Raw genomic sequence first — 22,112 nt, forward strand, 5'->3', positions numbered from 1 at the left:
GGACTCAACTAACGCTCCTGCTGGTGAGAGGGCCGAGGGAAGCTGCCGGTCTGGGTGGACCCGGCCTGACGACCCTGTGCAATACCGCGGCGGAGATTGGTCAGCCGACCGCGTACGTCATCGGGGGCACGCGAGATCTGCGGACCGCTCTGCTGGGGCTGCTGCTGTGCCGTGCCCGGAACGAGGTTCGCCCGGGGCACGCGGCGCGGCAGGCCGGAGGTGGTGACACCGCCGGCGGCGGGCTGGCGGACGCGCTCGGCCTGGCGGACGAGGTCGTCGTTCGGCGAGCTGCGCCAGCCGGCGGGGGCGGACCGCTGCGGACCGCCGGATCCCTCCGGCTGCTGCGGGGCCGGCGCCGAGCCGTTGCTCTGCGACGGCTGCTGCTCCTGCTGGCCGTGGAACCAGTTGGTCTCGAGTGTGTCGTACAGCGGCGTACGGCCGTCGCCCGGACCGGTCGCCGGCGGCAGGGCCTCGGGCTCCTGCCGAGCGGGCCGTGCCTGCGGGGCGGGCGGGCGCGGGGCGCCGAAGTCGGCCGGGCCCCGGGCGCCGTTGACCTGCCCGAACTGGCCCGTGCCCGCCGGGTCGGCCGGGGTGGCCGGACCGGGAAGGGTGGGCCGGCCGGAGCCGCTGTCCTGGCGCGGTGCGGGGTACTGGCCCGTCGAGCCGTTGTCGTAGGACTGCGGAGCCGGGTACTGCCCGGTCGAGCCGCTGTCCTGGCGGGGTGCCGGGTACTGGCCCGTGGAGCCGCTGTCCTGGCGGGGCGCGGGGTACTGCCCCGTCGAGCCGCCGTCCTGGCGCGGTGCCGGGTACTGGCCGGTCGAGCCGTTGTCGTAGGACTGCGGAGCCGGGTACTGGCCCGTCGTGGACGACGGGTCGCGGCGGCCGCCGGGGGAGCCGAAGACGTCCGGGCGGACGAACTGGCCCGAACCCTGCGAGTCGTCCGCAGCGGGCAGGCCGAACCGGTCCGCGTGCTGCGGGCCGCGCGCGCCGAAGTCGGCCGGAGAGCCGGGGCCCTGCCGGTCGTCGTCGCGCGGGACGGCGGGGATCTCCGCGGTCGAGCCCGGGCCCTGCCGGTCGTCGATCCGCGGCATCTGAGAGGTCCGGGAGACGTCCGGCTCCTCGTGCCCGCGCGGGGTGTCCAGGGAGGCACGCGGCACCGGCGGCTGGGCGTTCTCGTCGCTCCAGCTCGGCACGCGCTGCGCGTCACCGCTGCCGGGCAGCTCGGCCCGCGGACCGCCGCGCGGCGGCAGCTGCGGCCGACGGCCCTGGCCCTGATCGGAGTTGCCCGGGCGATGCCGGCCCCGGCCCTGACCCTGGTCCTGCGGCCCGTTCGTCCCCGCGGCCTGCAGACCCTGCGGAGCACCGGGCGCCTGCCCGTACCCGGCACCGGCGGGAGCCGGACGGCCCTGCGGCGGCGCGGGGGGACCACTCTGCTCGAACAGCGACGGGGCCTTGTCGGCACCCTGCGGTCCGCGCCCGCCACCGGGACGGCCACCGTCCGCGTCCCGCCCGGGCAGCGCGGCCCGCGGGCCCTGGCCGGCAGCGAGCCGGCCGGCGCCGGACGGCGAACCGCCGCCGAAGCCACCACCGCCGGACGCGCCGGCCCCGAGGGCACCGCCGCCCGCCTGGCCGGCACCGGCGGCACGCCGGGCCGCGGCAGCACCGGCGGCGGCCTGCGCGGCAGCGGGACCGCCACCGCCGGCCGGCGGCTGACCACCCTGCTTGGGCTGGGGCTTCCTGCCGCCCTGGGCGACATCGACGGGCAGCATGACCAGCGCGGTCGTGCCACCGGAGTCGGACGGGCGCAGCTGGATGCGGATGCCGTGCCGCTGGGACAGCCGGCCGACCACGAACAGACCCATGCGGCGGGAGACGGAGACGTCCACCGTCGGGGGAGAGGCGAGCCGCTCGTTGATTGCCGCCAGGTCCTCCGGCGACAGGCCGATACCGGTGTCGTGGATCTCGATCAGCACCCGGCCGTCGGGCAGGGCGTGACCGGTGACCTTGACCTTGGTCTGCGGCGAGGAGAACGAGGTCGCGTTCTCCAGCAGCTCGGCGAGCAGGTGCACGAGGTCGTTGACGACCCGGCCGGCCACCTCGGTGGTCGGCACGGAGGCCAGCTCGATGCGCTCGTACTGCTCCACCTCGGAGGCGGCGGCGCGCAGCACGTCGACCAGCGGGACCGGGCGGGTCCAGCGCCGGCCGGGCTCCTCACCGGCGAGGACGAGGAGGTTCTCACCGTTACGGCGCATGCGGGTGGCGAGGTGGTCGAGCTTGAACAGCGAGGACAGCTGGTCCGGGTCGGCCTCGCGGGACTCCAGTTCGGAGATGAGCGACAGCTGGCGCTGGATGAGGCCCTGGGAGCGGCGCGAGAGGTTGGTGAACATCGCGTTGACGTTGCCCCGCAGCAGGGCCTGCTCGGCGGCGAGGCGGACCGCCTCGCGGTGCACGTCGTCGAAGGCCGCGGCCACCCGGCCGATCTCGTCCCGGGAGTGCACACCGACCGACTCCACGGACGTGTCGACGTCCTGCGGGTCGGACTCGGAAAGCTGCTTGACCAGCTCGGGCAGCCGGTCGGAGGCGACCCTGGTCGCGGTCTCCTCCAGACGGCGCAGCGAGCGGATCATGGAGCGGGCCACGACGAAGGCGCCGACCAGCGACACACCGAGCACGATGAGGATCAGCGCACCGGAGATGATCGCGTCGCGCTCGGTGGCGCTGCGCAGCTCGCGGGCCTTCTGTTCCATCTCCTCGAGCAGCGTGTGCTCGATGTTCTTCATCTGCTGGATCTTGGTGGAGCTGTCGTCCAGCCAGTCGCGGTAGGACCGCTTGTCCTGCTGGGCGAGTCCGCTCGCGGAGACCAGGGCCCGACCCGCGTAGGTGTCGGTGGCCTTGATCGTGGAGTTGCCGCCGTCCTCGATGGGCTTGAGCAGCTCGGCGGCGGAGTCCTCGCCGTAGATGCTCTTGAAGCTGCGGAGCTCGGACTTCTGGCTCTCCAGGGCCGACTCGGCGTAGAGCCGGTCGTTCGGCGAGAGCTTGCCGGTCGTGGTGTTGCTCGCGGGCAGAGCCGCCGCGAGGGCCGCGCGCTGGATCGAGGAGTACTCCTTGGCGGAGGAGAACGCCGCGAGCGCACGCGTGCGCTGGATCATGTCCGGGTTGCTGGTCGCCTCGGCCATGTCCTGGGAGAGGTCGATCAGGTTCTCGATCAGACGGTGGTACGCCTCGATCGTCTGCGTGGAGTTGCCCTCGGAGGCGTAGGCGCCCTTGCGGATCTGCTCCAGGTCGCCCAGCTCGCCGGCGAGCTGGATGAGGTACTCGCGGACGCCCTTGAGGTTGCCGTCCTTGCTGGCGCTGTCGATCTGCTCGGAACTGTCGAGGAAGTTCTTCCTCGCCCGGTCGGTCTTCTCCCGCAGGCCCTTGACCGTGAAGTCGGTCGCCTTGCCGCCGTGCGCCAGCGGGCCGGCCGACTGGTCGCGCTCCTCCTGGAGGGCGGCGGACAGCTCGGTGGCCTGCTTGGTCATGTCCGTCAGCAGCTTCATGTTGTCGAGCTGCTGGATGTCGTCCATGGACTGGTTGATGCGCAGCGCGCCGAGCGAGGTGGCCGCGACCACCGGGAGCGCGAGCAGCGACACCAGACGGGTGGAGATGCGCCAGTTGCGCAGGGCTATTCGCGGGCCGGGGCCTGGCGGACCCGCCGGCGGCTTCAGGGCCGGAACCGGGCTCGCGGGCCCCGTGGGGGCCGACGCACCGGGGCGCCCGGGGCGCTCCCCGCCGTCACCCGCCGGGCCCTGGTTCTGGGCGTGCTGGGCCGAGGGACCTCGGTCGGTCCCGCCGTGCGGCTCCGGCTCCGCCGAAGCGCTGCCATCCCTCTTGAAACGTCCCTGCACTAGCGTCGCAACCTCTGGACCAGGCGCCCCATCGTGTGAACGGCGGGGCACGGTGTCGGCGTTCTGGGGACGCCCTGAGTACGCCCCCGTGGTGGTCTTGAGTGACCGGCGCTGGCTCCCCCTTCTGGCCGCCACTCGGCGCGTCTGTGCGCCCCCTGTGCGCCGGCTCGATCCTGCGGCGGTCCGTGGCATTCCAGCACAGCACAGGATCTCCAACAAGGCTCGTAGGCCAGGCCGTGACATAGGTGACACCACGTGAGTGCCGAATCACCGGACGTAGAAGGTGAGTTCACCTATTTCGGACGTATGCCCGCGAGTCGCCGAGGCGCAACGGGTGTCCCAGTCGCCATGATCAGCAGCGGAATGAGTGCTTCAGTAGGTCAATGTCCGTTTCGGTGGGGTGGGACGCGAGCCTGAATTGACCGATTCGCCCCCTGAGTCGTGAGCAAACTCACACGCTGATCACGGTCTCCTCGCGATTACGCCGGGAATCCCATGTTTAGCCTGACGCTTTACAGAGTTGGCAAAACCGACAACCCGCGCCTGGGCGAGGGTCCTACGTGCCCTCCCGGCGCCCGTCACAGAACAGGGTCAAGTAAACAGTGAAGACGACGACGATGTTCCACAAGATCGCCAACCCGCGACGCACGACGCTGGCGCACCTGGACGACGCCGACGAACTGCAGACGCCGGAACAGCAGGAGCACCGCGTCGAACTCCCCACCCAGACCGCCAACCCCAAGCGCACCATCCTTACCGAGGTCCCCGTCGCGGCCGCCGCCGCCGCGGAGTGACACCGGGTAATACGCGCACCGGCCGCCGGATGCTCAATGCGGCGGGACGAGAACATCGAGGGGCGCCGCCGGGCGACGGTGGCGCCCCTGCCTGATGCGCGCGGCGCGGACCCCTCCCCGCGTTAGCCTGGAGCGTCAACTCCAGCCGCTTCAGTCAAGGGGCCAAGCATCCCGTGCGCATCGCCAGATTCTCCATCGACGGGAACGTCGCCTTCGGCGCCATCGAGGGCGAGAAGCAGGACGAGCTCGTCCTGGACATCATCAAGGGCATCCCGTTCGCGGACTTCGAGCTCTCCGGCACGAAGGTGCCGGTCGGCAAGGTCAGGCTGCTGCCGCCGGTGCTCCCCAACAAGGTCGTGGCCTTCGGCCGCAACTACGCCGAGCACGCGAAGGAACTGGGCAACGAGGTCCCGCAGGCCCCCTTCGCCTTCTTCAAGCCGTCCACCTCGGTGATCGGCCCCGGCGACGAGATCCAGTACCCCTCCTTCTCCGCGGAGGTGCACCACGAGGCCGAGCTGGCCGTGGTCATCGGCCGGATGTGCCGCGAGGTCCCGCGCGAGCGCGTCAAGGACGTGATCTTCGGCTACACCTGCGCCAACGACATCACCGCCCGCGACGTCCAGAAGCGCGAGAAGCAGTGGGCCCGCGCCAAGGGCTTCGACACGTCCTGCCCGCTCGGCCCCTGGGTGGAGACCGACCTGGACCCGAGCGACCTGACCATCCAGCTCACGGTCAACGGCCAGCAGCGCCAGCTGGGCCGCACCAGCGAGATGATCCACTCCATCGAGGACCTGATCGTCAACATCTCCGAGGCCATGACGCTGCTCCCCGGCGACGTGATCCTCACGGGCACCCCGGCTGGGGTCGGCCCCCTCAACGTCGGCGACGAGGTCGCCGTCACCATCGAAGGCATCGGCACTCTCACCAACAAGGTTGTCAAGCGTGGCTAGCGCACCCGGCACTCCCGTACGCGTCCGTTTCTGCCCGTCGCCCACTGGTAACCCCCACGTGGGCCTGGTGCGCACCGCCCTGTTCAACTGGGCGTTCGCCAAGCACCACCAGGGCACCCTGGTCTTCCGCATCGAGGACACCGACGCGGCCCGCGACTCGGAGGAGTCCTACACCCAGCTGCTCGACTCGATGCGCTGGCTGGGCTTCGACTGGGACGAGGGCCCCGAGGTCGGCGGCCCGCACGCGCCGTACCGCCAGTCGCAGCGCATGGACCTGTACAAGGACGTCGCGGCCAAGCTCCTGGACGCCGGCCACGCCTACCGGTGCTACTGCTCCCAGGAGGAGCTGGACACCCGCCGCGAGGCCGCCCGCGCCGCCGGCAAGCCCTCCGGCTACGACGGCCACTGCCGCGAGCTGACCGACGCCCAGGTCGAGGAGTACCAGGCCCAGGGCCGGGAGCCGATCGTCCGCTTCCGCATGCCCGACGAGACGATCACCTTCACCGACCTGGTCCGCGGCGAGCTGACCTTCACCCCGGAGAACGTCCCGGACTACGGCATCGTCCGCGCCAACGGCGCCCCGCTCTACACGCTGGTCAACCCGGTCGACGACGCCCTGATGGAGATCACCCACGTCCTGCGCGGCGAGGACCTGCTCTCCTCCACCCCGCGCCAGATCGCTCTGTACAAGGCGCTGATCGAGCTGGGCATCGCGAAGCAGATCCCCGCCTTCGGGCACCTGCCGTACGTGATGGGCGAGGGCAACAAGAAGCTCTCCAAGCGCGACCCGCAGTCGTCCCTCAACCTCTACCGGGAGCGCGGCTTCCTCCCCGAGGGCCTGCTCAACTACCTCTCGCTGCTCGGCTGGTCCCTCTCGGCCGACCAGGACGTCTTCACGATCGACGAGATGATCGCGGCCTTCGACATCACGGACGTCAACCCCAACCCGGCGCGCTTCGACCTCAAGAAGTGCGAGGCCATCAACGGCGACCACATCCGCATGCTCGACGTGAAGGACTTCACCGAGCGCTGCCGCCCGTGGCTCCAGGCGCCGTTCGCCCCCTGGGCCCCGGAGGCCTTCGACGAGGCCAAGTGGCAGGCCATCGCACCGCACGCCCAGACCCGCCTCAAGGTGCTCTCCGAGATCACCGACAACGTCGACTTCCTGTTCCTGCCGGAGCCGGTGGAGGACGAGGCCTCCTGGAACAAGGCCATGAAGGAGGGCTCGGACGCCCTGCTGCGCACGGCCCGCGAGAAGCTGGAGGCGGCCGACTGGACCTCCGCCGAGTCGCTGAAGGAGGCCGTCCTGGCCGCCGGCGAGGCCCACGGCCTCAAGCTCGGCAAGGCCCAGGCCCCGGTCCGTGTCGCCGTCACCGGCCGCACGGTCGGCCTGCCGCTCTTCGAGTCGCTGGAGGTCCTGGGCAAGGAGAAGACCCTGACCCGCATCGACGCGGCGCTGGCGAAGCTGGCCGCGTAACGGCGCAGCACGGTGAGGGCGGCGTCCGGTTCCGGGCGCCGCCTTCCGCCTTCCGTACCCACGGCACCGCGGGGACGGGGCCCACAGCCCGCCCTGGGCTGAGAGCACCGGACAGTGGGTACGGTCGGACCATGAGCATCCACGCCGTGGTCTGGGACGTCGACGACACCCTCTTCGACTACACCACCGCCGACCGCCTCGGCATGCGCGCACATCTCACGAACGAGGGCCTGCTCGACGACTACGACACCGTCGAGCAGGCCATCACCCGCTGGCGGGAGATCACCGACCTGCAATGGGCGCGCTTCTCGGCCGGTGAGGCCACGTTCGAGGACCAGCGGCGCGACCGCGTCCGGGTGTTCGTCGGCCAGGACCTCACCGAGGACGAGGCCGACGCGTGGTTCAAGCGGTACCTCGCCTACTACGAGGCCGCCTGGGCCCTCTTCCCGGACGTCCTGCCCGTCCTCGACGCCCTCGCCGCCAGCCACCGGCACGCCGTGCTCTCCAACTCCAGCATCCACGTCCAGGACCGCAAACTGCGCGTCCTCGGTGTCCGCGACCGCTTCGAGAGCATCCTGTGCGCGGCCGAGCTCGGTGTCTCCAAACCCGAGGCCGGGGCGTTCCTCGCGGCCTGCGAGGCCCTCGCCCTGCCACCGCACCAGGTCGCCTACGTCGGCGACCACCCGGAGATCGACGGACGGGGCGCCGCCGACGCCGGGCTGCTGTCGGTGTGGATCGACCGCGGGGGCGCGTACGCCACGATCGACCCGCCGGTCGGGCCGCACCGCATCGCCTCCCTCGCCGAACTGCCGTCTCTACTCGGCGCGGATACTCGTTTTGGAGCCCCGTCCACCTTCGGGTAATGTTCTTCCTGCGCCGCGGGGAGCGGGCCGGAAGGCAGGAAACCCCAGGCGCACTACTAGAACAAGATCCCCCCAGGGGGCTTGCGTTCCAGTGGCCTATGGTGTAATTGGCAGCACGACTGATTCTGGTTCAGTTAGTCTTGGTTCGAGTCCAGGTAGGCCAGCTCGCAGAGCTCATCTGCACCAGCGGATTCCGATCCGCAAGCCCCCGTTGTGTAGCGGCCTAGCACGCTGCCCTCTCAAGGCAGTAGCGCCGGTTCGAATCCGGTCGGGGGTACGGTTCCGAAAGATCGACGATCATCTCGGGACTGCTAGGGCCCCCGTTGTGTAGCGGCCTAGCACGCCGCCCTCTCAAGGCGGTAGCGCCGGTTCGAATCCGGTCGGGGGTACTGACTGGTCTAAACCACATTGGTCTATGGTGTAATTGGCAGCACGACTGATTCTGGTTCAGTTAGTCTTGGTTCGAGTCCAGGTAGACCAGCTCGGACCTGCGGAAACGCAGAGTCCACGCCCCCGTTGTGTAGCGGCCTAGCACGCCGCCCTCTCAAGGCGGTAGCGCCGGTTCGAATCCGGTCGGGGGTACGCATACAAGGAGGCCCTCCACTTCGGTGGGGGGCCTCCTGTGCATGTCCCTCGTTTTAGGGGCGCGGGGGAACTGTGCGAGCAACCACTGCGGACCCGCACTCGACGACGAAACCGCTGCTGTCATGGCGCCTGGTCGGGGAAAGCCTGCCGCGGCGTTGAGGCCGACCCTCCCCGAGAACACCCGTCGGTTCAGCCGGTGCGCCGCAACGCCTCGGAGAGGCGCCCCGCCGCGTCGATCACAGCCTGCGCATGCATCCGGCCCGGGTGCCGAGTCAACCGCTCGATCGGCCCGGACACCGACACCGCGGCCACCACCCGGTTGGAAGGCCCCCGCACCGGCGCGGACACAGACGCCACACCGGGCTCACGCTCACCGATCGACTGGGCCCAGCCCCGCCGCCGTACGCCCGACAGGGCCGTCGCCGTGAAGCGCGCGCCCTGGAGGCCGCGGTGCAGCCGCTCCGGCTCCTCCCAGGCCAGCAGGATCTGCGCCGAGGAGCCGGCCTTCATCGTGAGCGTCGAACCGACCGGGACCGTGTCCCGCAGTCCGGACAGACGCTCCGCCGCCGCCACACAGATGCGCATGTCGCCCTGGCGGCGGTAGAGCTGCGCGCTCTCGCCCGTGACGTCACGGAGGTGGGTGAGCACCGGGCCCGCGGTGGCGAGGAGACGGTCCTCACCCGCGGCCGCGGCCAGTTCTGCCAGGCGAGGGCCGAGAATGAAACGGCCCTGCATGTCGCGCGCCACCATGCGGTGGTGTTCCAGCGCCACGGCCAGGCGGTGGGCCGTGGGTCGTGCCAGTCCGGTGGCGCCGACCAGGCCCGCGAGGGTGGCCGGACCGGACTCCAGAGCGCTCAGGACGAGGGCCGCCTTGTCCAGAACGCCGACGCCGCTACTGTTGTCCATGAAACGATACTCGCGTCTCACTCTGTGAAACGCAAGTTCAAATTCTCGTGGAACCCGCCACTCTGGAAGACACGAAGTCACAGCGGCCCGTGACGTACGGGCCTGGCGGCGGTTGCCCGGAAACGCAGGGGCGCGGGCCCGCCTCCTCAAGATCTCTAGTTGGGCCGGCGGATCGTCGTCGGCCGGAGGGAACAGCGATGGGTAGGACACTCGCGGAGAAAGTCTGGGACGACCATGTCGTCCGGCGCGCGGAGGGCGAGCCCGACCTTCTCTTCATCGATCTGCACCTGCTGCACGAGGTGACCAGCCCGCAGGCCTTCGACGGCCTGCGCAAGAGCGGCCGCAAGGTCCGTCGCCTCGACCTCACCATCGCGACCGAGGACCACAACACCCCCACCCTCGACATCGACAAGCCGATCGCCGACCCGGTCTCCCGGATCCAGCTGGAGACGCTGCGCAAGAACGCCGCCGACTTCGGCGTGCGGCTGCACCCGCTGGGCGACGTCGAGCAGGGCGTCGTGCACGTCGTCGGCCCGCAGCTGGGCCTGACCCAGCCCGGCATGACCGTCGTCTGCGGCGACTCCCACACCTCCACGCACGGCGCCTTCGGCGCGCTGGCGTTCGGCATCGGCACCTCCCAGGTGGAGCACGTGCTGGCCACCCAGACGCTGCCGATGTCCCGCCCGAAGACCATGGCGATCACGATCGACGGCGAACTGCCCGACGGCGTCACCGCCAAGGACCTGATCCTGGCGATCATCGCCCGGATCGGCACCGGCGGCGGCCAGGGCTACGTCCTGGAGTACCGCGGCGAGGCCATCGAGAAGCTCTCGATGGAAGCGCGGATGACCATCTGCAACATGTCGATAGAGGCCGGCGCCCGCGCGGGCATGATCGCCCCCGACGAGACCACCTTCGCGTACCTCAAGGGCCGCCCGCACGCCCCCGAGGGCGCGGACTGGGACGCGGCCGTCGAGTACTGGAAGACGCTCAGGACGGACGAGGACGCCGAGTTCGACGCCGAGGTCGTCATCGACGCCGCCGAACTGTCGCCGTTCGTCACCTGGGGCACCAACCCCGGCCAGGGCGCGCCGCTTTCGGCGTCCGTCCCCGACCCCGCTTCGTACGAAGACGCATCGGAGCGCTACGCCGCCGAAAAGGCCCTGGAATACATGGGGTTGGAGGCCGGCCAGCCGCTGCGCTCCATCAAGGTGGACACCGTCTTCGTAGGCTCGTGCACCAACGGCCGCATCGAGGACCTGCGCGCCGCCGCCGAGCTGATCAAGGGCCGCAAAGTCGCCGACGGCGTACGGATGCTGGTCGTGCCGGGCTCCGCGCGGGTGGGTCTCCAGGCCGTTTCCGAGGGCCTGGACGTGGTCTTCAAGGAGGCCGGCGCCGAGTGGCGGCACGCGGGCTGCTCGATGTGTCTGGGCATGAACCCGGACCAGCTGGCCCCGGGGGAGCGCTCCGCGTCCACCTCCAACCGCAACTTCGAGGGCCGGCAGGGCAAGGGCGGTCGTACGCACCTGGTGTCGCCGCAGGTCGCGGCCGCTACGGCCGTCCTGGGCCACCTGGCCTCCCCGGCCGACCTGTCCGCCGCCGACACCCGTACGCCCGCTGGAGTCTGAGAATCATGGAAGCCTTCACCACCCACACCGGCCGGGCCGTCCCGCTGCGCCGCAGCAACGTCGACACCGACCAGATCATCCCCGCCCACTGGCTCAAGAAGGTCACGCGGGACGGGTTCGAGGACGGGCTGTTCGAGGCCTGGCGCAAGGACGAGTCGTTCGTGCTCAACCAGCCCGAGCGGCAGGGCGCGACCGTCCTGGTCGCCGGACCCGACTTCGGCACCGGCTCCTCCCGTGAGCACGCCGTCTGGGCGCTGCAGAACTTCGGCTTCAAGGCCGTGATCTCCTCCCGCTTCGCCGACATCTTCCGCGGCAACTCGCTCAAGAACGGCCTGCTCACGGTCGTCCTGGAGCAGAAGATCGTGGACGCGCTGTGGGAGCTCACCGAGAAGGACCCGCAGGCCGAGATCACCGTCGACCTGGTCGCCCGCGAGGTCCGCGCCGAGGGCATCACCGCCTCCTTCGAGCTGGACGAGAACGCCCGCTGGCGGCTGCTGAACGGCCTCGACGACATCTCGATCACCCTGCAGAACGAGGCGGACATCGCCGCCTACGAGGCGAAGCGCCCGTCGTTCAAGCCGCGGACGCTCCCGGTCTGATCCGGAGCACGATCCGCCGCCCCTGAACAAGGCGACTTTCGGCCACCGCAACACCCCTCTGTACCCCCGATCAGCCCGATCGGGGGTACAGCCGTTTCTGCACCCGAACGGCCCTGCCCCTGCTGAGCCGGACACTCAACTTCCCACGTTATGCCGGTGGTTGTTGGGGTACGCGAGCTGTACAGCCGTGACCTCCGTGTGCGCCCGGAAGGCCGTTTGAGGCGGCAGTTGTCCCCTGCGCAGGCGACAACTCGCCCCAGATGGCACAATCTGTGCATGGAACACGACGGCCAACTCGAGCTCTATGCGGCAGTCGCGGGCCAACTCAAGGAAGCGCACGCAAAAGTGCGCGCACTGCAAGTCCCGGAGGGCGTACGGATGGCGCTGACCCGGAAGCTGCTGGTCATTACGGCCGCGGCCAAGCACGATCTCGCCGACGCGGCAAGGCGGCTGGATCGGTTCACCGCGGACCTCGACGAGGGGCGAATCCCCGACGAGGAACGCTGAACCGGACGGCACCGCCGAGTTCGTTGCGGCACAAGGGTGATAAGCCCGTTTCGTGTTTGATTTGCGGTATATATCTGCCTAACGTGCGAAAAAGCTTGAACACTTTCGTTCTGGCGATGTCTCCGAAGGGGAAGACGTGAACAAGGCGCAGCTCGTAGAAGCGATTGCCGACAAGATGGGCGGCCGACAGCAGGCCGCCGATGCTGTCGACCATGTACTGGACGCCATCGTCCGCGCGGTCGTCGCTGGTGAGAGGGTTTCCGTCACCGGTTTCGGTTCTTTCGAGAAGGTCGACCGTCCGGCCCGCTACGCCCGTAACCCCCAGACGGGCGAGCGGGTTCGGGTCAAGAAGACCTCCGTTCCGCGCTTCCGCGCGGGCCAGGGCTTCAAGGACCTGGTCAGCGGCTCGAAGAAGCTGCCGCGTGGCGGCGAGGTCTCCGTCAAGAAGGCTCCGAAGGGCAGCCTGACCGGCGGCGCCGGCGCGACGGTCAAGAAGGCCGCCGCGAAGAAGGCGACCGCCAAGACGGCCGCCGCGAAGAAGACCACGGCGAAGAAGGCTCCTGCGAAGAAGGCCACCACCAAGACGGCGGCCGCGAAGAAGACCACGGCGAAGAAGGCCCCGGCCAAGACCACGACGGCCAAGACCACCGCCGCGAAGAAGACCACCGCCAAGAAGGCACCGGCGAAGAAGGCGACCGCCAAGAAGGCGCCCGCCAAGAAGTCGACGGCGCGCTCCACCGCGAAGAAGACCACCGCCCGCAAGAAGTAAGGGCGCTGGGGCACTCACGCGCCGGGCCGGACTCCGTACGGAGTCCGGCCCGCGGTGTGTTCAGGGAGTGGGCAGGGGGTTCAGGGAGTTCAGAGGGTCTGGAGGGTCACGAGAGTGATCCGCAGGTCCTCCTTCGCGCCCTCCACCTCGATCCGCACCCGCTGTCCCGGGCGCAGCAGCCTCAAGCCGCCCGCGTCGAACGCCGCCGCGTCGAAGGGCACCGGGGTGCCGTCGTCCAGGAGCACCTGTCCGCTGCGGCTTTCGGGGTCGTACGTGTACGCGGTCGCCTGCATGGCCGCAGCCTACTGCCCGGGTATCAGCAACCGCGCGGCGGCCGCGGCCGTATGAGGGCCGACCCCCAGGGCCAGCGCGGTGCGCAGGTCGTCGCCGGTGTCCACGTCCTGGCGTACGGAATCCACGGCGGCGAGGGACAGTTCCACGGCCCCGGACGCGCGGTGCCTGGCCCGGGAATCGATACCGAAAGCCGGGAACAATCGCTGGCCCGGGGCGGCGGCCAACAGGGTCGTACCGATTGCGGCCGCGTCCGGGAGAAAAGCGCGCGGGAATTCAGCGGCGGCATCGAGTACCCGGGCCAATTCCGGCGGGCGCAGCGCCGGCAGGTCGGCGTTCAGCGCGGCCACCGGACTTTCGGGACGTGCGGAGCGGACGGCCCCCGCCGCGTGTGCGAGGGCGGCGTTGAGGCCGCTTCCCGGCTCGTCGGGGATGATCGCCGCGCCCAGTGCGGCCAGCTCGCGGCCGGCCCGGGCGTCGTCCGTGACGACTGCCACATCCCGCACCGCCGGGCAGGCGAGCGCGGCCGCCACCGTGTCCTGGGCGAAGGCCAGCGCCAGGTCCGGCCGCAGCCCGTCGTCCGCGGTGTCCGCGAGTCTGCTCTTGGCCTGGGCCAGGGGCTTCAGGGGTACGACCAAGGTCCACTGCACAGATGTCCCGTCCTTCTCTTGTCGCGGTCATTGTCACCCGGGGCCGCCGGTGCCCGGCGTGTCGGGGCGTACGGTGTTCTCGACAGACCGGCGGCCTGGGGCGACACTTGTGCGGCCCCCCGTGGCCCCCGCTTCAGGCCCTAGAGGAAGGTGTCCGCGTGCCCCGCCGCAGAATCGGCTTCTGGTACCGCTTCGCCGCGGTGATCTGCAAACCGCCGCTGGTGGTTCTGCTCAGGCGGGACTGGCGCGGAATGGAGCACATTCCGGCCGAGGGTGGATTTATCACCGCGGTAAACCATAATTCGCACATCGACCCCTTCGCTTACGCGCACTTTCAGTACAACACCGGGCGCGTCCCGCGATTCCTCGCGAAGAGCGGGCTTTTCAAGAAGGGATTCGTCGGCGCCGCGATGCGCGGGACCGGGCAGATCCCCGTCTACCGCGAGAGCACGGACGCGCTGAGCGCCTTCCGGGCCGCTATCGACGCCGTGGACCGCGGGGAATGCGTCGCCTTCTATCCCGAGGGCACCCTGACCCGCGACCCGGCGGGCTGGCCCATGACCGGCAAGACCGGGGCCGCGCGCGTCGCCCTGCAGACCAAGTGCCCGGTGATTCCCGTCGCCCAGTGGGGCTGCAACGAGTTGCTGCCGCCGTACGCGAGGAAGCCGCACCTCCTGCCGCGCAAGACGCACCACGTCCTCGCCGGGCCGCCGGTGGACCTCACACGGTTCTACGACCGGGAGATGACCGCGGACCTCCTGAAGGAGGCCACCGAGGTCATCATGGCCGCCATCACCCGCCAGCTGGAGGAGATCCGCGGCGAGAAGGCGCCCGAGACGCCCTACGACCCGCGCCGGGAGCGGATCGAACAGCGGCGCCGCACCCAGGCGCAGACACAGCGGGGCGCACAGCAGGCGGCGTCGCCGGTGCAGTCGGCGCCCTCGGCACAGTCGGCAACGGAAGAGGGGCTGGGCAAGTGAGCAAGCCGGTCAAGGCGGCGGTCCTGAGCGCCGGTTCGTGGGGCACGGCATTCGGCATGGTGCTCGCCGACGCCGGGTGCGAGGTCACCCTGTGGGGGCGCCGCCCGGAGGTCGTGGAAGCGATCAACTCCACCCGCACCAACCCCGACTACTTCCCGGGTGTCGAGCTCCCGGAGAACGTCCGGGCCACCACGGATCCCGCGCAGGCCGCCGCGGACGCCGACTTCACGGTCCTCTCGGTCCCCTCGCAGACCCTGCGCGGCAACCTCGCCGACTGGGCGCCGCTGCTGGCCCCCGGCACGGTCCTGGTGTCGCTGATGAAGGGTGTCGAACTCGGCTCCGCGATGCGGATGAGCGAGGTCATCGACGACGTCGCCAAGGTCGGCCCGGACCGCATCGCGGTGGTGACCGGACCCAACCTGGCCCGCGAGATCGCCGCGCGGATGCCGGCCGCCGCCGTGGTCGCCTGCACCGACGAGGCGGTCGCCCAGCGGCTCCAGGCCGCCTGCCACACGCCGTACTTCCGCCCGTACACCAACACCGACGTCGTCGGCTGCGAACTCGGCGGCGCGGTCAAGAACGTCATCGGCCTGGCCGTCGGCATCGCGGACGGCATGGGCCTCGGCGACAACGCCAAGGGCTCGCTCATCACTCGCGGCCTCGCCGAGACCACCCGGCTCGGCATGGCGCTCGGCGCCGACCCGCTGACCTTCTCCGGACTCGCGGGCCTGGGCGACCTGGTGGCCACCTGCTCCTCGCCGCTGTCCCGCAACCACACCTTCGGCACCAACCTCGGCAAGGGCATGACCCTCCAGGAGACCATCGCGGTCACCAAGCAGACCGCCGAGGGCGTCAAGTCCTGCGAGTCGGTGCTGGATCTGGCCCGCCGGCACGGCGTCGACATGCCCATCACGGAGACGGTCGTCGGCATCGTGCACGAAGGCAAGCCTCCGGTGGTGGCCCTCAAGGAGCTGATGTCGCGCAGCGCGAAGCCGGAACGACGCTGAGCGACGCGGCTCCGTGGGCGCTGTATCCCGGCCTTACCAACGGGTACTCTCAACGCGATATGAGCACCGAGAACCTCCCCCAGAGCCCCGAGCAGCCGCCTCGCAAGCCGCGTGTGGCCGTCGTGTTCGGCGGGCGCAGCTCAGAACACGGGATCTCCGTGGTCACGGCCGGCGCCGTCCTCAAGGCCATCGACCGGACGAAGTACGACGTCCTGCCGATCGGCATCACCCAGGACGGCCGTTGGGCGCTCACGGCGGACGAACCGGAGCGGATGGCGATCGTCGACCGGCGCCAGCCGAGCGTCGACCTGCTCGCCGAGTCCGCCGAGGGCGGAGTCATCCTCCCGGTCGACCCGGCCAGCCGTGAAGTCGTCTACAGCGAGCCGGGATCGGTCCCCAAGGCGCTCGGCGAGGTCGACGTGGTCTTCCCGGTGCTGCACGGCCCCTACGGCGAGGACGGCACCCTCCAGGGCCTCCTGGAGCTCTCCGGCGTCCCGTACGTCGGCTCGGGCGTGCTCGCGTCGGCCGTCGGCCAGGACAAGGAGTACATGAAGCGGGTGTTCACCTCGTTCGGGCTGAAGGTGGGTCCGTACCTGGTGATCAGGCCCCGCGAGTGGCAGCAGGACGAGCCGGGCGCCCGCAAGAAGATCGTCGACTTCGCCGGCGAGCACGGCTGGCCGCTGTTCGTGAAGCCCGCGCGCGCCGGTTCGTCGATCGGCATCACCAAGGTCGACGACCTGTCCGGCCTCGACGAGGCGATCGCCGAGGCCCAGCGGCACGACCCGAAGATCCTCGTGGAGGCCGCGCTGCGGGGCCGCGAGATCGAGTGCGGCGTCCTGGAGTTCGAGGACGGCCCCCGGGCCTCCGCCCCCGCCGAGATTCCCCCTCCCGAGGCGCACGCGTACTACGACTTCGAGGCCAAGTACATCGACTCCACGCCGGGGATCGTGCCGGCGCCCCTCACGCCCGAGGAGACGGCCGAGGTCCAGCGCCTTGCGGTCGACGCCTTCGAGGCGGCGTCCTGCGAGGGCCTGGTCCGCGCGGACTTCTTCCTCACCGAGGACGGCGAGTTCGTGATCAACGAGATCAACACGATGCCCGGCTTCACGCCCATCTCGATGTACCCGCAGATGTGGCAGGCGAGCGGAGTGAGCTACCCGGAACTGGTGGACCTGCTGGTGCAGGCGGCACTTCGCCGTTCGACAGGTTTGCGCTGACCGACCCAGAGGCTCTCAGGAGGCGATCCCCTCGGGGATCGCCTTTTTCACAGCCGGAGCCAGATCGATGAGAACCCCCGAGCTGTCCACGCCCTCCGGCACGGCCACCTCGACGTAGGCCTCACGGTTCGCCGAGGTGAACCGGTACCCCCCGTCGTCCTGCTTCTCCATCAGCCAGTCGACCCCGTTCACACCGCCGGCGACCGCGTCCGGATCCTGCCCGGACGCCACCTTCGGATCGACCATCTCGGGCGGCTGCGGCACACCGCAGCGAAGTATGATCGCCGGGCTGCCCCAGCCCGCCGTCAGCGCCGACGTGGGCTCGGGATCCTCGCGACGCTCTCCGTCCACCTTCACGGGCAGTACCTTGTCCAGGTTCCGGCACAGTTCCGTGACCTTCGCGTCCGGACTGGGAACCGCCGCCGACGCGCTGTCGTCTGCCGAGGAGCAGCCCGCGGCAGTGATCAACAGCGCGAGAGCGGGCAGGCGGAAGAAGACACGGAACACAGCACGGTGCCGGTGACGGAAAGAGTTCACCGGCACAGGGTAGACGGGGGCTACAGATGGACGACCGGGCAGGTCAGAGTGCGGGTGATGCCGTCCACTTGCTGGACCTTGGCGACCACCATGCGTCCGAGGTCGTCGACGGTGTCGGCCTGGGCCCGCACGATCACGTCGTAGGGTCCTGTGACGTCCTCGGCCTGGATGATCCCAGGAATCTTGCTGATCGTCTCTGCGACGGTCGACGCCTTGCCGACCTCCGTCTGGATCAGGATGTACGCCTGTACCACGGAACCTCCAGGGCGGCCACGAGGATCATGTGGGGAAAAGGAACGCCACGGTATCGCGTCGCCGCTCGCCGCGGGGAGACCTGCGGGGACCGGGTCTTGCGCGCCGGGGTGCAGGTCCGGCAGAACTTGACGGTCACTTCGACCGTAGCGAGGACCGAGAGGCCTCGCGACCGGGCACGGACAGGGACAGAAGGGGAGAAAGGGCAATGAAGGGCACTGTTGGTGAGCTCGGTGAGTTCGGGCTCATCAGGGAGCTCACCTCCCGTCTGACCACCACCCCGGCGGTCCGGGTCGGCCCCGGCGACGACGCCGCCGTGGTGGCCGCGCCCGACCGCCGGGTCGTGGCCAGTACGGACATCCTGGTGGAGGGCCGGCACTTCCGCCGGGACTGGTCGACGGCCTACGACGTGGGCCGCAAGGCGGCGGCGCAGAACCTCGCCGACATCGCCGCCATGGGTGCCGTACCGACCGCGCTGCTGCTCGGCCTGGTCGTTCCGGCCGAGCTGCCGGTGACGTGGGCGAGCGAGCTGATGGACGGCCTGCGCGACGAATGCCAGGTGGCCGGTGCCGCCGTGGTCGGCGGTGACGTCGTACGCGGCGACTCGATCGTGGTGTCGATCACCGCGCTCGGCGATCTGCGCAACCAGGAGCCGGTGACGCGGGCGGGCGCACAGCCCGGCGACCTCGTCGCGGTGACGGGCTGGCTGGGCTGGTCGGCGGCCGGGTACGCGGTGCTGTCGCGCGGGTTCCGTTCGCCGCGCGCCTTCGTGGAGGCCCACCGGCGTCCCGAGCCGCCGTACCACGCGGGTCCGGCCGCCGCCGGGCTCGGGGCGACCGCGATGTGCGACGTGAGCGACGGGCTGATCGCCGACCTCGGGCACATCGCCGAGGCCAGCAAGGTGCGGATCGACATCCGCTCCGGGGCGATCGACATCCCCTCCCAGATGAACGACATCGGGCAGGCCGTCGGCGTCGACCCCATGCAGTGGGTGCTGACCGGGGGAGAGGACCACGCGATCGTGGCGACCTTCCCGCCGGACGTGAAGCTGCCCGCCCGCTGGAAGGTCATCGGCGAGGTCCTCAACCCCTCGGCGCTGCCCCAGGTGACGGTCGACGGGGCGCCGTGGACCAGCAAGGGCGGCTGGGACCACTTCGGGGACATGGACTCATGATCCCCAACGTCCTCACGGTGGCGGGCTCCGACTCGGGCGGCGGCGCCGGCATCCAGGCCGACCTGAAGACGATGCTCGCCCTCGGCGTGCACGGCATGAGCGTCCTCACGGCGGTGACCGCGCAGAACTCCCTCGGCGTGCAGGGCGCTTGGGAGCTGCCCGTGGAGGCGGTGCGGACCCAGTACCGCAGTGTCGTCGACGACATCGGCGTCCAGGCGGTCAAGACCGGGATGCTGGCCTCCGCCGAACTCGTGGAGGCGGTCGCCGAGTTGATCGCGGGCACGGACGCCCCGGCGGTCGTCGACCCGGTGGGTGTCTCCAAGCACGGCGACTCCCTGCTCGCCGCGTCCGCACTGGACTCCGTCCGTACGAAGCTGCTGCCGGTGGCCACGGTCGCCACCCCGAACCTCGACGAGGTGGCCCAGCTGACGGGCGTCCGCGTCGAGTCGGAGGAGCAGCTGCGGCGGGCCGCGGCGGCCGTGCTCGGGTACGGGCCGCGGTGGGTGCTGATCAAGGGCGGCCACCTGTCCGGGGACGCCGTGGACCTGCTCACCGACGGCTCCGAGGAGCACTGGCTGCGGGCGCCGCGCCACGACAGCCGGCACACCCACGGCACGGGCTGCACCCTCGCCTCCGCGATCGCGTCACAGCTCGCCAAGGGGCACTCGGTGCCGGAGGCGGTGGCGGCGGCCAAGGAGTACGTCACCGGGGCGATCGCAGCCGGGTTCGCGCTCGGCGGGGGCATCGGGCCGGTGGATCATGGCTGGCGGTTCCGGGCCGGCTCCTGAGCATCACGACGGCTACGGCGTCAAGACAGGGCAAAGAGCCGGTCCACCAGGGGTGGACCGGCTCTTTAAGCGAACCAGCAGTGGCCGCGCGCTAGCTGAGCGTCAGCGCGAGACCTTGCCGGCCTTGATGCACGAGGTGCAAGCGTTCACGCGCTTCGGCGTCCCGCCCACCACGGTACGCACACGCTGGATGTTCGGGTTCCAGCGACGGGACGTACGGCGGTGCGAGTGCGAGATGTTGTTGCCGAAGCCCGGCCCCTTGCCGCAGACGTCGCAGTTGGCAGCCACGGGTCACTCCAAAGACTTCAGATGCACTTACGGTTGATCCCGGCATGCCGGGATCCGGATCAGAGGATCTGAGTGGCGCTGCCAGGGGAATGGCCCGATTCGATCGGGCAACCGGAGCAGCATACAACGACTGCGCCCGTGCAGTGAAACTACCATGGTCGGCCCGCGCCCCCTCCCGGCCCACTTCCGGTGGACAGGGCCCCGGGGTCTACGCTGCGTGCCACGTCCAGCAGCTCAGGGAGGCGCGGTGGCGCAGGTGCCGCAGACATTCTTCGATGCTCTCGCGGTGCGCACCTGGTGCGGTCTCGCACTCGAGACGCTGGGGCGGGCGCGTGAGGAGATCGACGCGATCAACGTCTACCCCGTGGCGGACGGGGACACCGGCACGAATCTGTATCTGACCCTGGAGTCCGCCGCCGCGGCGGTCGAGGCCGTGTTCGCCGGGCATGCGGCGAGGTCGGGCCCCGAGGGGCCGACGCTGGCCGACGCGGTCCGGGCGATGGCGCACGGGGCGCTCATCGGGGCCCGTGGGAACTCCGGGACGATCCTCGCCCAGCTGCTGCGCGGCATGTCCCAGGTGCTGGCCGACCAGGAGACCGGGCACGCCGACGGCGAGACCGCGCACGCCGACGGACAGGGCCTGCGGCTGGCCCTGCGGCACGCGGCCGACTCCGCCCGGCAGGCCGTGGCCCACCCGGTCGAGGGCACGGTCCTCACGGTCGCCTCGGCCGCCGCCGACGCCGCCGACGCGTCCTGCGGCGCCGAGGGCGACTGCGGGACGGTGGCCAGGGCGGCCTACGAGGGAGCGCGCGCGGCCCTGGCCGCGACCCCCGGCCAGCTGCCCGTCCTGGAACGCGCCGGGGTGGTCGACGCCGGCGGTCGGGGGCTGGTGGCGGTGCTCGGGGCGCTGGTGGAGACGTTCACGGGGGAGAGGCCGCGGGACCGGGCGGCGGCGGTGACGGCGGGTGCGTGGCGGGCGGGCGAGGACGTGAGTCCGCACGGCGAGTGCGCCGACACCGCCGCCGTGGCCGGCCAGGACGGCCCCGCCTTCGAGGTGATCTACCTCCTGGAGGCCGAGGACACGGCCGTGGCGCGGCTGCGGCAGCGGCTCGACGCGCTCGGCGACTCGCTCGTCGTGGTCGGCGGCGACGGGCTGTGGAACGTCCACGTCCATGTCGACGACGCGGGCGCCGCCGTCGAGGCCGGTATCGAGGCCGGGCGGCCCTACCGCATCCGCATCACGCACTTCGCCGCCGGCGACGTGCACACCACCGGCGCCGAGCGGCCTCCCCGCGAGCGCGCCCAGCGTGCCGTCGTGGCCGTGGTGCCCGGCGAGGGCCTGGCCGGGCTGTATGCCGAGGCCGGCGCGACCACCGTGCTCGCACGCCCCGGGGAGCCGCCCGCGAGCGGCGAGCTCGTGCAGGCCGTACGACGGGCCCATGCGCGCGAGGTCGTGCTGCTGCCCAATGACGCCGAACTGCGCCACACCGCCGCGGCGGCGGCCGAGCAGGCCCGTACCGAGGGGATCCGGGTGGCTCTCATCCCGACCCGCTCGGCGGTCCAGGGCATCGCGGCGCTGGCCGTGCACGAGCCGGAGCGCCGTTTCGACGAGGACGTGGTGTCGATGACCTCGGCGGCCGGCGCGACCCGCTACGCCGAGGTCACGGTCGCCGAGCGCCAGGCCTGGACGATGGCCGGCATCTGCCAGGCCGGCGACGTCCTCGGCCTGATCGACGGCGATGTGGCCGTGATCGGCTCGGACGTCACGGCCACCGCCCGGACCGTCCTGGACCGCATGCTCGCGGCCGGGGGCGAGATGGTCACCCTGGTGCTCGGCGACGAGGCTCCCGACACCATCGCCGAGCACCTGGAGGGCCGGGTCCGCGAGGGGTACCTCGCCGTCGACACGGTCGTGTACCGGGGCGGGCGGCAGGGGGCCGTGCTGCTCATCGGCGTCGAGTAA

General features: G+C 70.8%; 21 protein-coding genes and 5 tRNA genes. 19 read left to right on the forward strand and 7 right to left on the reverse strand.

What is annotated here, in order from left to right; all coding sequences use genetic code 11:
* Positions 1-8: 8 nt before the first annotated feature.
* The gene (locus tag ACIBL4_RS28720) at positions 9-3,887 is read right to left on the reverse strand and encodes a nitrate- and nitrite sensing domain-containing protein (protein ID WP_399414702.1); all 3,879 of its coding nucleotides are present in this window, start codon (positions 3,885-3,887) and stop codon (positions 9-11) included.
* Between the two features lie 602 nt (positions 3,888-4,489).
* On the opposite strand from ACIBL4_RS28720, the gene ACIBL4_RS28725 reads away from it, so the two are divergent.
* The 9 genes from ACIBL4_RS28725 to ACIBL4_RS28765 all read left to right on the forward strand — a co-directional run bounded on the left by ACIBL4_RS28725 (position 4,490) and on the right by ACIBL4_RS28765 (position 8,553).
* Positions 4,490-4,681: a hypothetical protein gene (locus ACIBL4_RS28725; protein ID WP_356925928.1), complete on the forward strand. Its 192-nt coding sequence runs from the start codon at positions 4,490-4,492 to the stop codon at positions 4,679-4,681.
* A gap of 173 nt (positions 4,682-4,854) precedes the next feature.
* Complete coding sequence (locus tag ACIBL4_RS28730; RefSeq protein WP_399414703.1) at positions 4,855-5,631, forward strand: fumarylacetoacetate hydrolase family protein; 777 nt, start codon at positions 4,855-4,857, stop codon at positions 5,629-5,631.
* Positions 5,624-7,108, forward strand: coding sequence for a glutamate--tRNA ligase (gene gltX, locus ACIBL4_RS28735; RefSeq protein ID WP_399414704.1), 1,485 nt, complete (start codon positions 5,624-5,626; stop codon positions 7,106-7,108). The genes ACIBL4_RS28730 and gltX overlap by 8 nt, the downstream gene beginning before the upstream one ends.
* 131 nt (positions 7,109-7,239) lie before the next feature.
* On the forward strand, positions 7,240-7,971 hold the full coding sequence (locus tag ACIBL4_RS28740; RefSeq protein ID WP_399414705.1) for an HAD family hydrolase: 732 nt from the start codon (positions 7,240-7,242) through the stop codon (positions 7,969-7,971).
* Between the two features lie 92 nt (positions 7,972-8,063).
* A tRNA-Gln gene (locus ACIBL4_RS28745) sits at positions 8,064-8,135 on the forward strand.
* A gap of 40 nt (positions 8,136-8,175) precedes the next feature.
* Positions 8,176-8,248: transfer RNA gene (locus tag ACIBL4_RS28750), tRNA-Glu, on the forward strand.
* A 39-nt stretch (positions 8,249-8,287) separates the two neighbouring features.
* Positions 8,288-8,360 (forward strand) — tRNA-Glu (locus tag ACIBL4_RS28755).
* Between the two features lie 20 nt (positions 8,361-8,380).
* Positions 8,381-8,452: transfer RNA gene (locus tag ACIBL4_RS28760), tRNA-Gln, on the forward strand.
* Positions 8,453-8,480: 28 nt separating this feature from the next.
* Positions 8,481-8,553: transfer RNA gene (locus tag ACIBL4_RS28765), tRNA-Glu, on the forward strand.
* 192 nt (positions 8,554-8,745) lie between these two features.
* On the opposite strand, the gene ndgR is transcribed toward ACIBL4_RS28765, so the two are convergent.
* A complete protein-coding gene (gene ndgR, locus ACIBL4_RS28770; protein ID WP_010044585.1) occupies positions 8,746-9,462 on the reverse strand; it encodes an IclR family transcriptional regulator NdgR in 717 nt (238 codons plus the stop codon).
* Between the two features lie 197 nt (positions 9,463-9,659).
* Here ndgR and leuC point away from each other — a divergent pair, with 197 nt between their 5' ends.
* From leuC to ACIBL4_RS28790, 4 genes are all read left to right on the forward strand, one after another.
* Complete coding sequence (leuC, locus tag ACIBL4_RS28775; RefSeq protein ID WP_399414706.1) at positions 9,660-11,090, forward strand: 3-isopropylmalate dehydratase large subunit; 1,431 nt, start codon at positions 9,660-9,662, stop codon at positions 11,088-11,090.
* A 5-nt stretch (positions 11,091-11,095) separates the two neighbouring features.
* Positions 11,096-11,689: a 3-isopropylmalate dehydratase small subunit gene (gene leuD / locus ACIBL4_RS28780; RefSeq protein WP_399414707.1), complete on the forward strand. Its 594-nt coding sequence runs from the start codon at positions 11,096-11,098 to the stop codon at positions 11,687-11,689.
* A gap of 276 nt (positions 11,690-11,965) precedes the next feature.
* Positions 11,966-12,196 (forward strand): hypothetical protein, encoded by a 231-nt coding sequence (locus ACIBL4_RS28785; RefSeq protein ID WP_399414708.1) that lies wholly within the window; start codon positions 11,966-11,968, stop codon positions 12,194-12,196.
* Positions 12,197-12,332: 136 nt separating this feature from the next.
* Positions 12,333-12,965 (forward strand): HU family DNA-binding protein, encoded by a 633-nt coding sequence (locus tag ACIBL4_RS28790; RefSeq protein ID WP_399414709.1) that lies wholly within the window; start codon positions 12,333-12,335, stop codon positions 12,963-12,965.
* An 89-nt stretch (positions 12,966-13,054) separates the two neighbouring features.
* Here the strand turns inward: ACIBL4_RS28790 and ACIBL4_RS28795 are convergent, their stop codons facing one another.
* Complete coding sequence (locus ACIBL4_RS28795; RefSeq protein WP_010044574.1) at positions 13,055-13,258, reverse strand: hypothetical protein; 204 nt, start codon at positions 13,256-13,258, stop codon at positions 13,055-13,057.
* A gap of 9 nt (positions 13,259-13,267) precedes the next feature.
* The gene (gene cofC, locus ACIBL4_RS28800; RefSeq protein WP_399414710.1) at positions 13,268-13,906 is read right to left on the reverse strand and encodes a 2-phospho-L-lactate guanylyltransferase; all 639 of its coding nucleotides are present in this window, start codon (positions 13,904-13,906) and stop codon (positions 13,268-13,270) included.
* A 158-nt stretch (positions 13,907-14,064) separates the two neighbouring features.
* On the opposite strand from cofC, the gene ACIBL4_RS28805 reads away from it, so the two are divergent.
* The 3 genes from ACIBL4_RS28805 to ACIBL4_RS28815 are packed head-to-tail and all read left to right on the forward strand — an operon-like array spanning position 14,065 to position 17,110.
* Positions 14,065-14,886, forward strand: coding sequence for a lysophospholipid acyltransferase family protein (locus tag ACIBL4_RS28805; RefSeq protein WP_399414711.1), 822 nt, complete (start codon positions 14,065-14,067; stop codon positions 14,884-14,886).
* Entirely contained in the window at positions 14,883-15,893 is a 1,011-nt protein-coding gene (locus ACIBL4_RS28810; RefSeq protein ID WP_399414712.1) for an NAD(P)H-dependent glycerol-3-phosphate dehydrogenase, read from the forward strand. The genes ACIBL4_RS28805 and ACIBL4_RS28810 overlap by 4 nt, the downstream gene beginning before the upstream one ends.
* A gap of 59 nt (positions 15,894-15,952) precedes the next feature.
* Positions 15,953-17,110, forward strand: coding sequence for a D-alanine--D-alanine ligase family protein (locus ACIBL4_RS28815; RefSeq protein ID WP_399414713.1), 1,158 nt, complete (start codon positions 15,953-15,955; stop codon positions 17,108-17,110).
* 15 nt (positions 17,111-17,125) lie between these two features.
* Here ACIBL4_RS28815 and ACIBL4_RS28820 read toward each other — a convergent pair whose 3' ends face one another.
* Both ACIBL4_RS28820 and ACIBL4_RS28825 read right to left on the reverse strand, forming a co-directional pair.
* A complete protein-coding gene (locus tag ACIBL4_RS28820) occupies positions 17,126-17,647 on the reverse strand; it encodes a DUF3515 domain-containing protein (protein WP_399414714.1) in 522 nt (173 codons plus the stop codon).
* A 20-nt stretch (positions 17,648-17,667) separates the two neighbouring features.
* Positions 17,668-17,901, reverse strand: a complete 234-nt coding sequence (locus ACIBL4_RS28825) for an Lrp/AsnC family transcriptional regulator (RefSeq protein WP_020138723.1) — start codon at positions 17,899-17,901, stop codon at positions 17,668-17,670.
* A 206-nt stretch (positions 17,902-18,107) separates the two neighbouring features.
* On the opposite strand from ACIBL4_RS28825, the gene ACIBL4_RS28830 reads away from it, so the two are divergent.
* Both ACIBL4_RS28830 and thiD read left to right on the forward strand, forming a co-directional pair.
* Positions 18,108-19,073, forward strand: a complete 966-nt coding sequence (locus ACIBL4_RS28830; RefSeq protein WP_399414715.1) for a thiamine-phosphate kinase — start codon at positions 18,108-18,110, stop codon at positions 19,071-19,073.
* On the forward strand, positions 19,070-19,861 hold the full coding sequence (gene thiD / locus ACIBL4_RS28835) for a bifunctional hydroxymethylpyrimidine kinase/phosphomethylpyrimidine kinase (RefSeq protein ID WP_399414716.1): 792 nt from the start codon (positions 19,070-19,072) through the stop codon (positions 19,859-19,861). Before ACIBL4_RS28830 ends, thiD begins: the two co-directional genes overlap by 4 nt.
* 102 nt (positions 19,862-19,963) lie before the next feature.
* On the opposite strand, the gene rpmB is transcribed toward thiD, so the two are convergent.
* On the reverse strand, positions 19,964-20,149 hold the full coding sequence (gene rpmB / locus ACIBL4_RS28840; RefSeq protein ID WP_003993230.1) for a 50S ribosomal protein L28: 186 nt from the start codon (positions 20,147-20,149) through the stop codon (positions 19,964-19,966).
* 247 nt (positions 20,150-20,396) lie between these two features.
* On the opposite strand from rpmB, the gene ACIBL4_RS28845 reads away from it, so the two are divergent.
* Positions 20,397-22,112, forward strand: coding sequence for a DAK2 domain-containing protein (locus ACIBL4_RS28845; protein ID WP_399414717.1), 1,716 nt, complete (start codon positions 20,397-20,399; stop codon positions 22,110-22,112).

This window comes from Streptomyces sp. NPDC050416 (genome assembly GCF_044458845.1).
Classification (GTDB): Bacteria; Actinomycetota; Actinomycetes; order Streptomycetales; family Streptomycetaceae; genus Streptomyces.

Coding starts and splice junctions, on each gene's coding strand:
- ACIBL4_RS28815 (WP_399414713.1), top strand. CDS start 15,953: ATGAGCACCGAGAACCTCCCCCAGAGCCCCGAGCAGCCGCCTCGCAAG.
- ACIBL4_RS28785 (WP_399414708.1), top strand. CDS start 11,966: ATGGAACACGACGGCCAACTCGAGCTCTATGCGGCAGTCGCGGGCCAA.
- thiD (WP_399414716.1), top strand. CDS start 19,070: ATGATCCCCAACGTCCTCACGGTGGCGGGCTCCGACTCGGGCGGCGGC.
- ndgR (WP_010044585.1), bottom strand. CDS start 9,462: ATGGACAACAGTAGCGGCGTCGGCGTTCTGGACAAGGCGGCCCTCGTC.
- leuC (WP_399414706.1), top strand. CDS start 9,660: ATGGGTAGGACACTCGCGGAGAAAGTCTGGGACGACCATGTCGTCCGG.
- ACIBL4_RS28740 (WP_399414705.1), top strand. CDS start 7,240: ATGAGCATCCACGCCGTGGTCTGGGACGTCGACGACACCCTCTTCGAC.
- ACIBL4_RS28830 (WP_399414715.1), top strand. CDS start 18,108: ATGAAGGGCACTGTTGGTGAGCTCGGTGAGTTCGGGCTCATCAGGGAG.
- leuD (WP_399414707.1), top strand. CDS start 11,096: ATGGAAGCCTTCACCACCCACACCGGCCGGGCCGTCCCGCTGCGCCGC.
- ACIBL4_RS28795 (WP_010044574.1), bottom strand. CDS start 13,258: ATGCAGGCGACCGCGTACACGTACGACCCCGAAAGCCGCAGCGGACAG.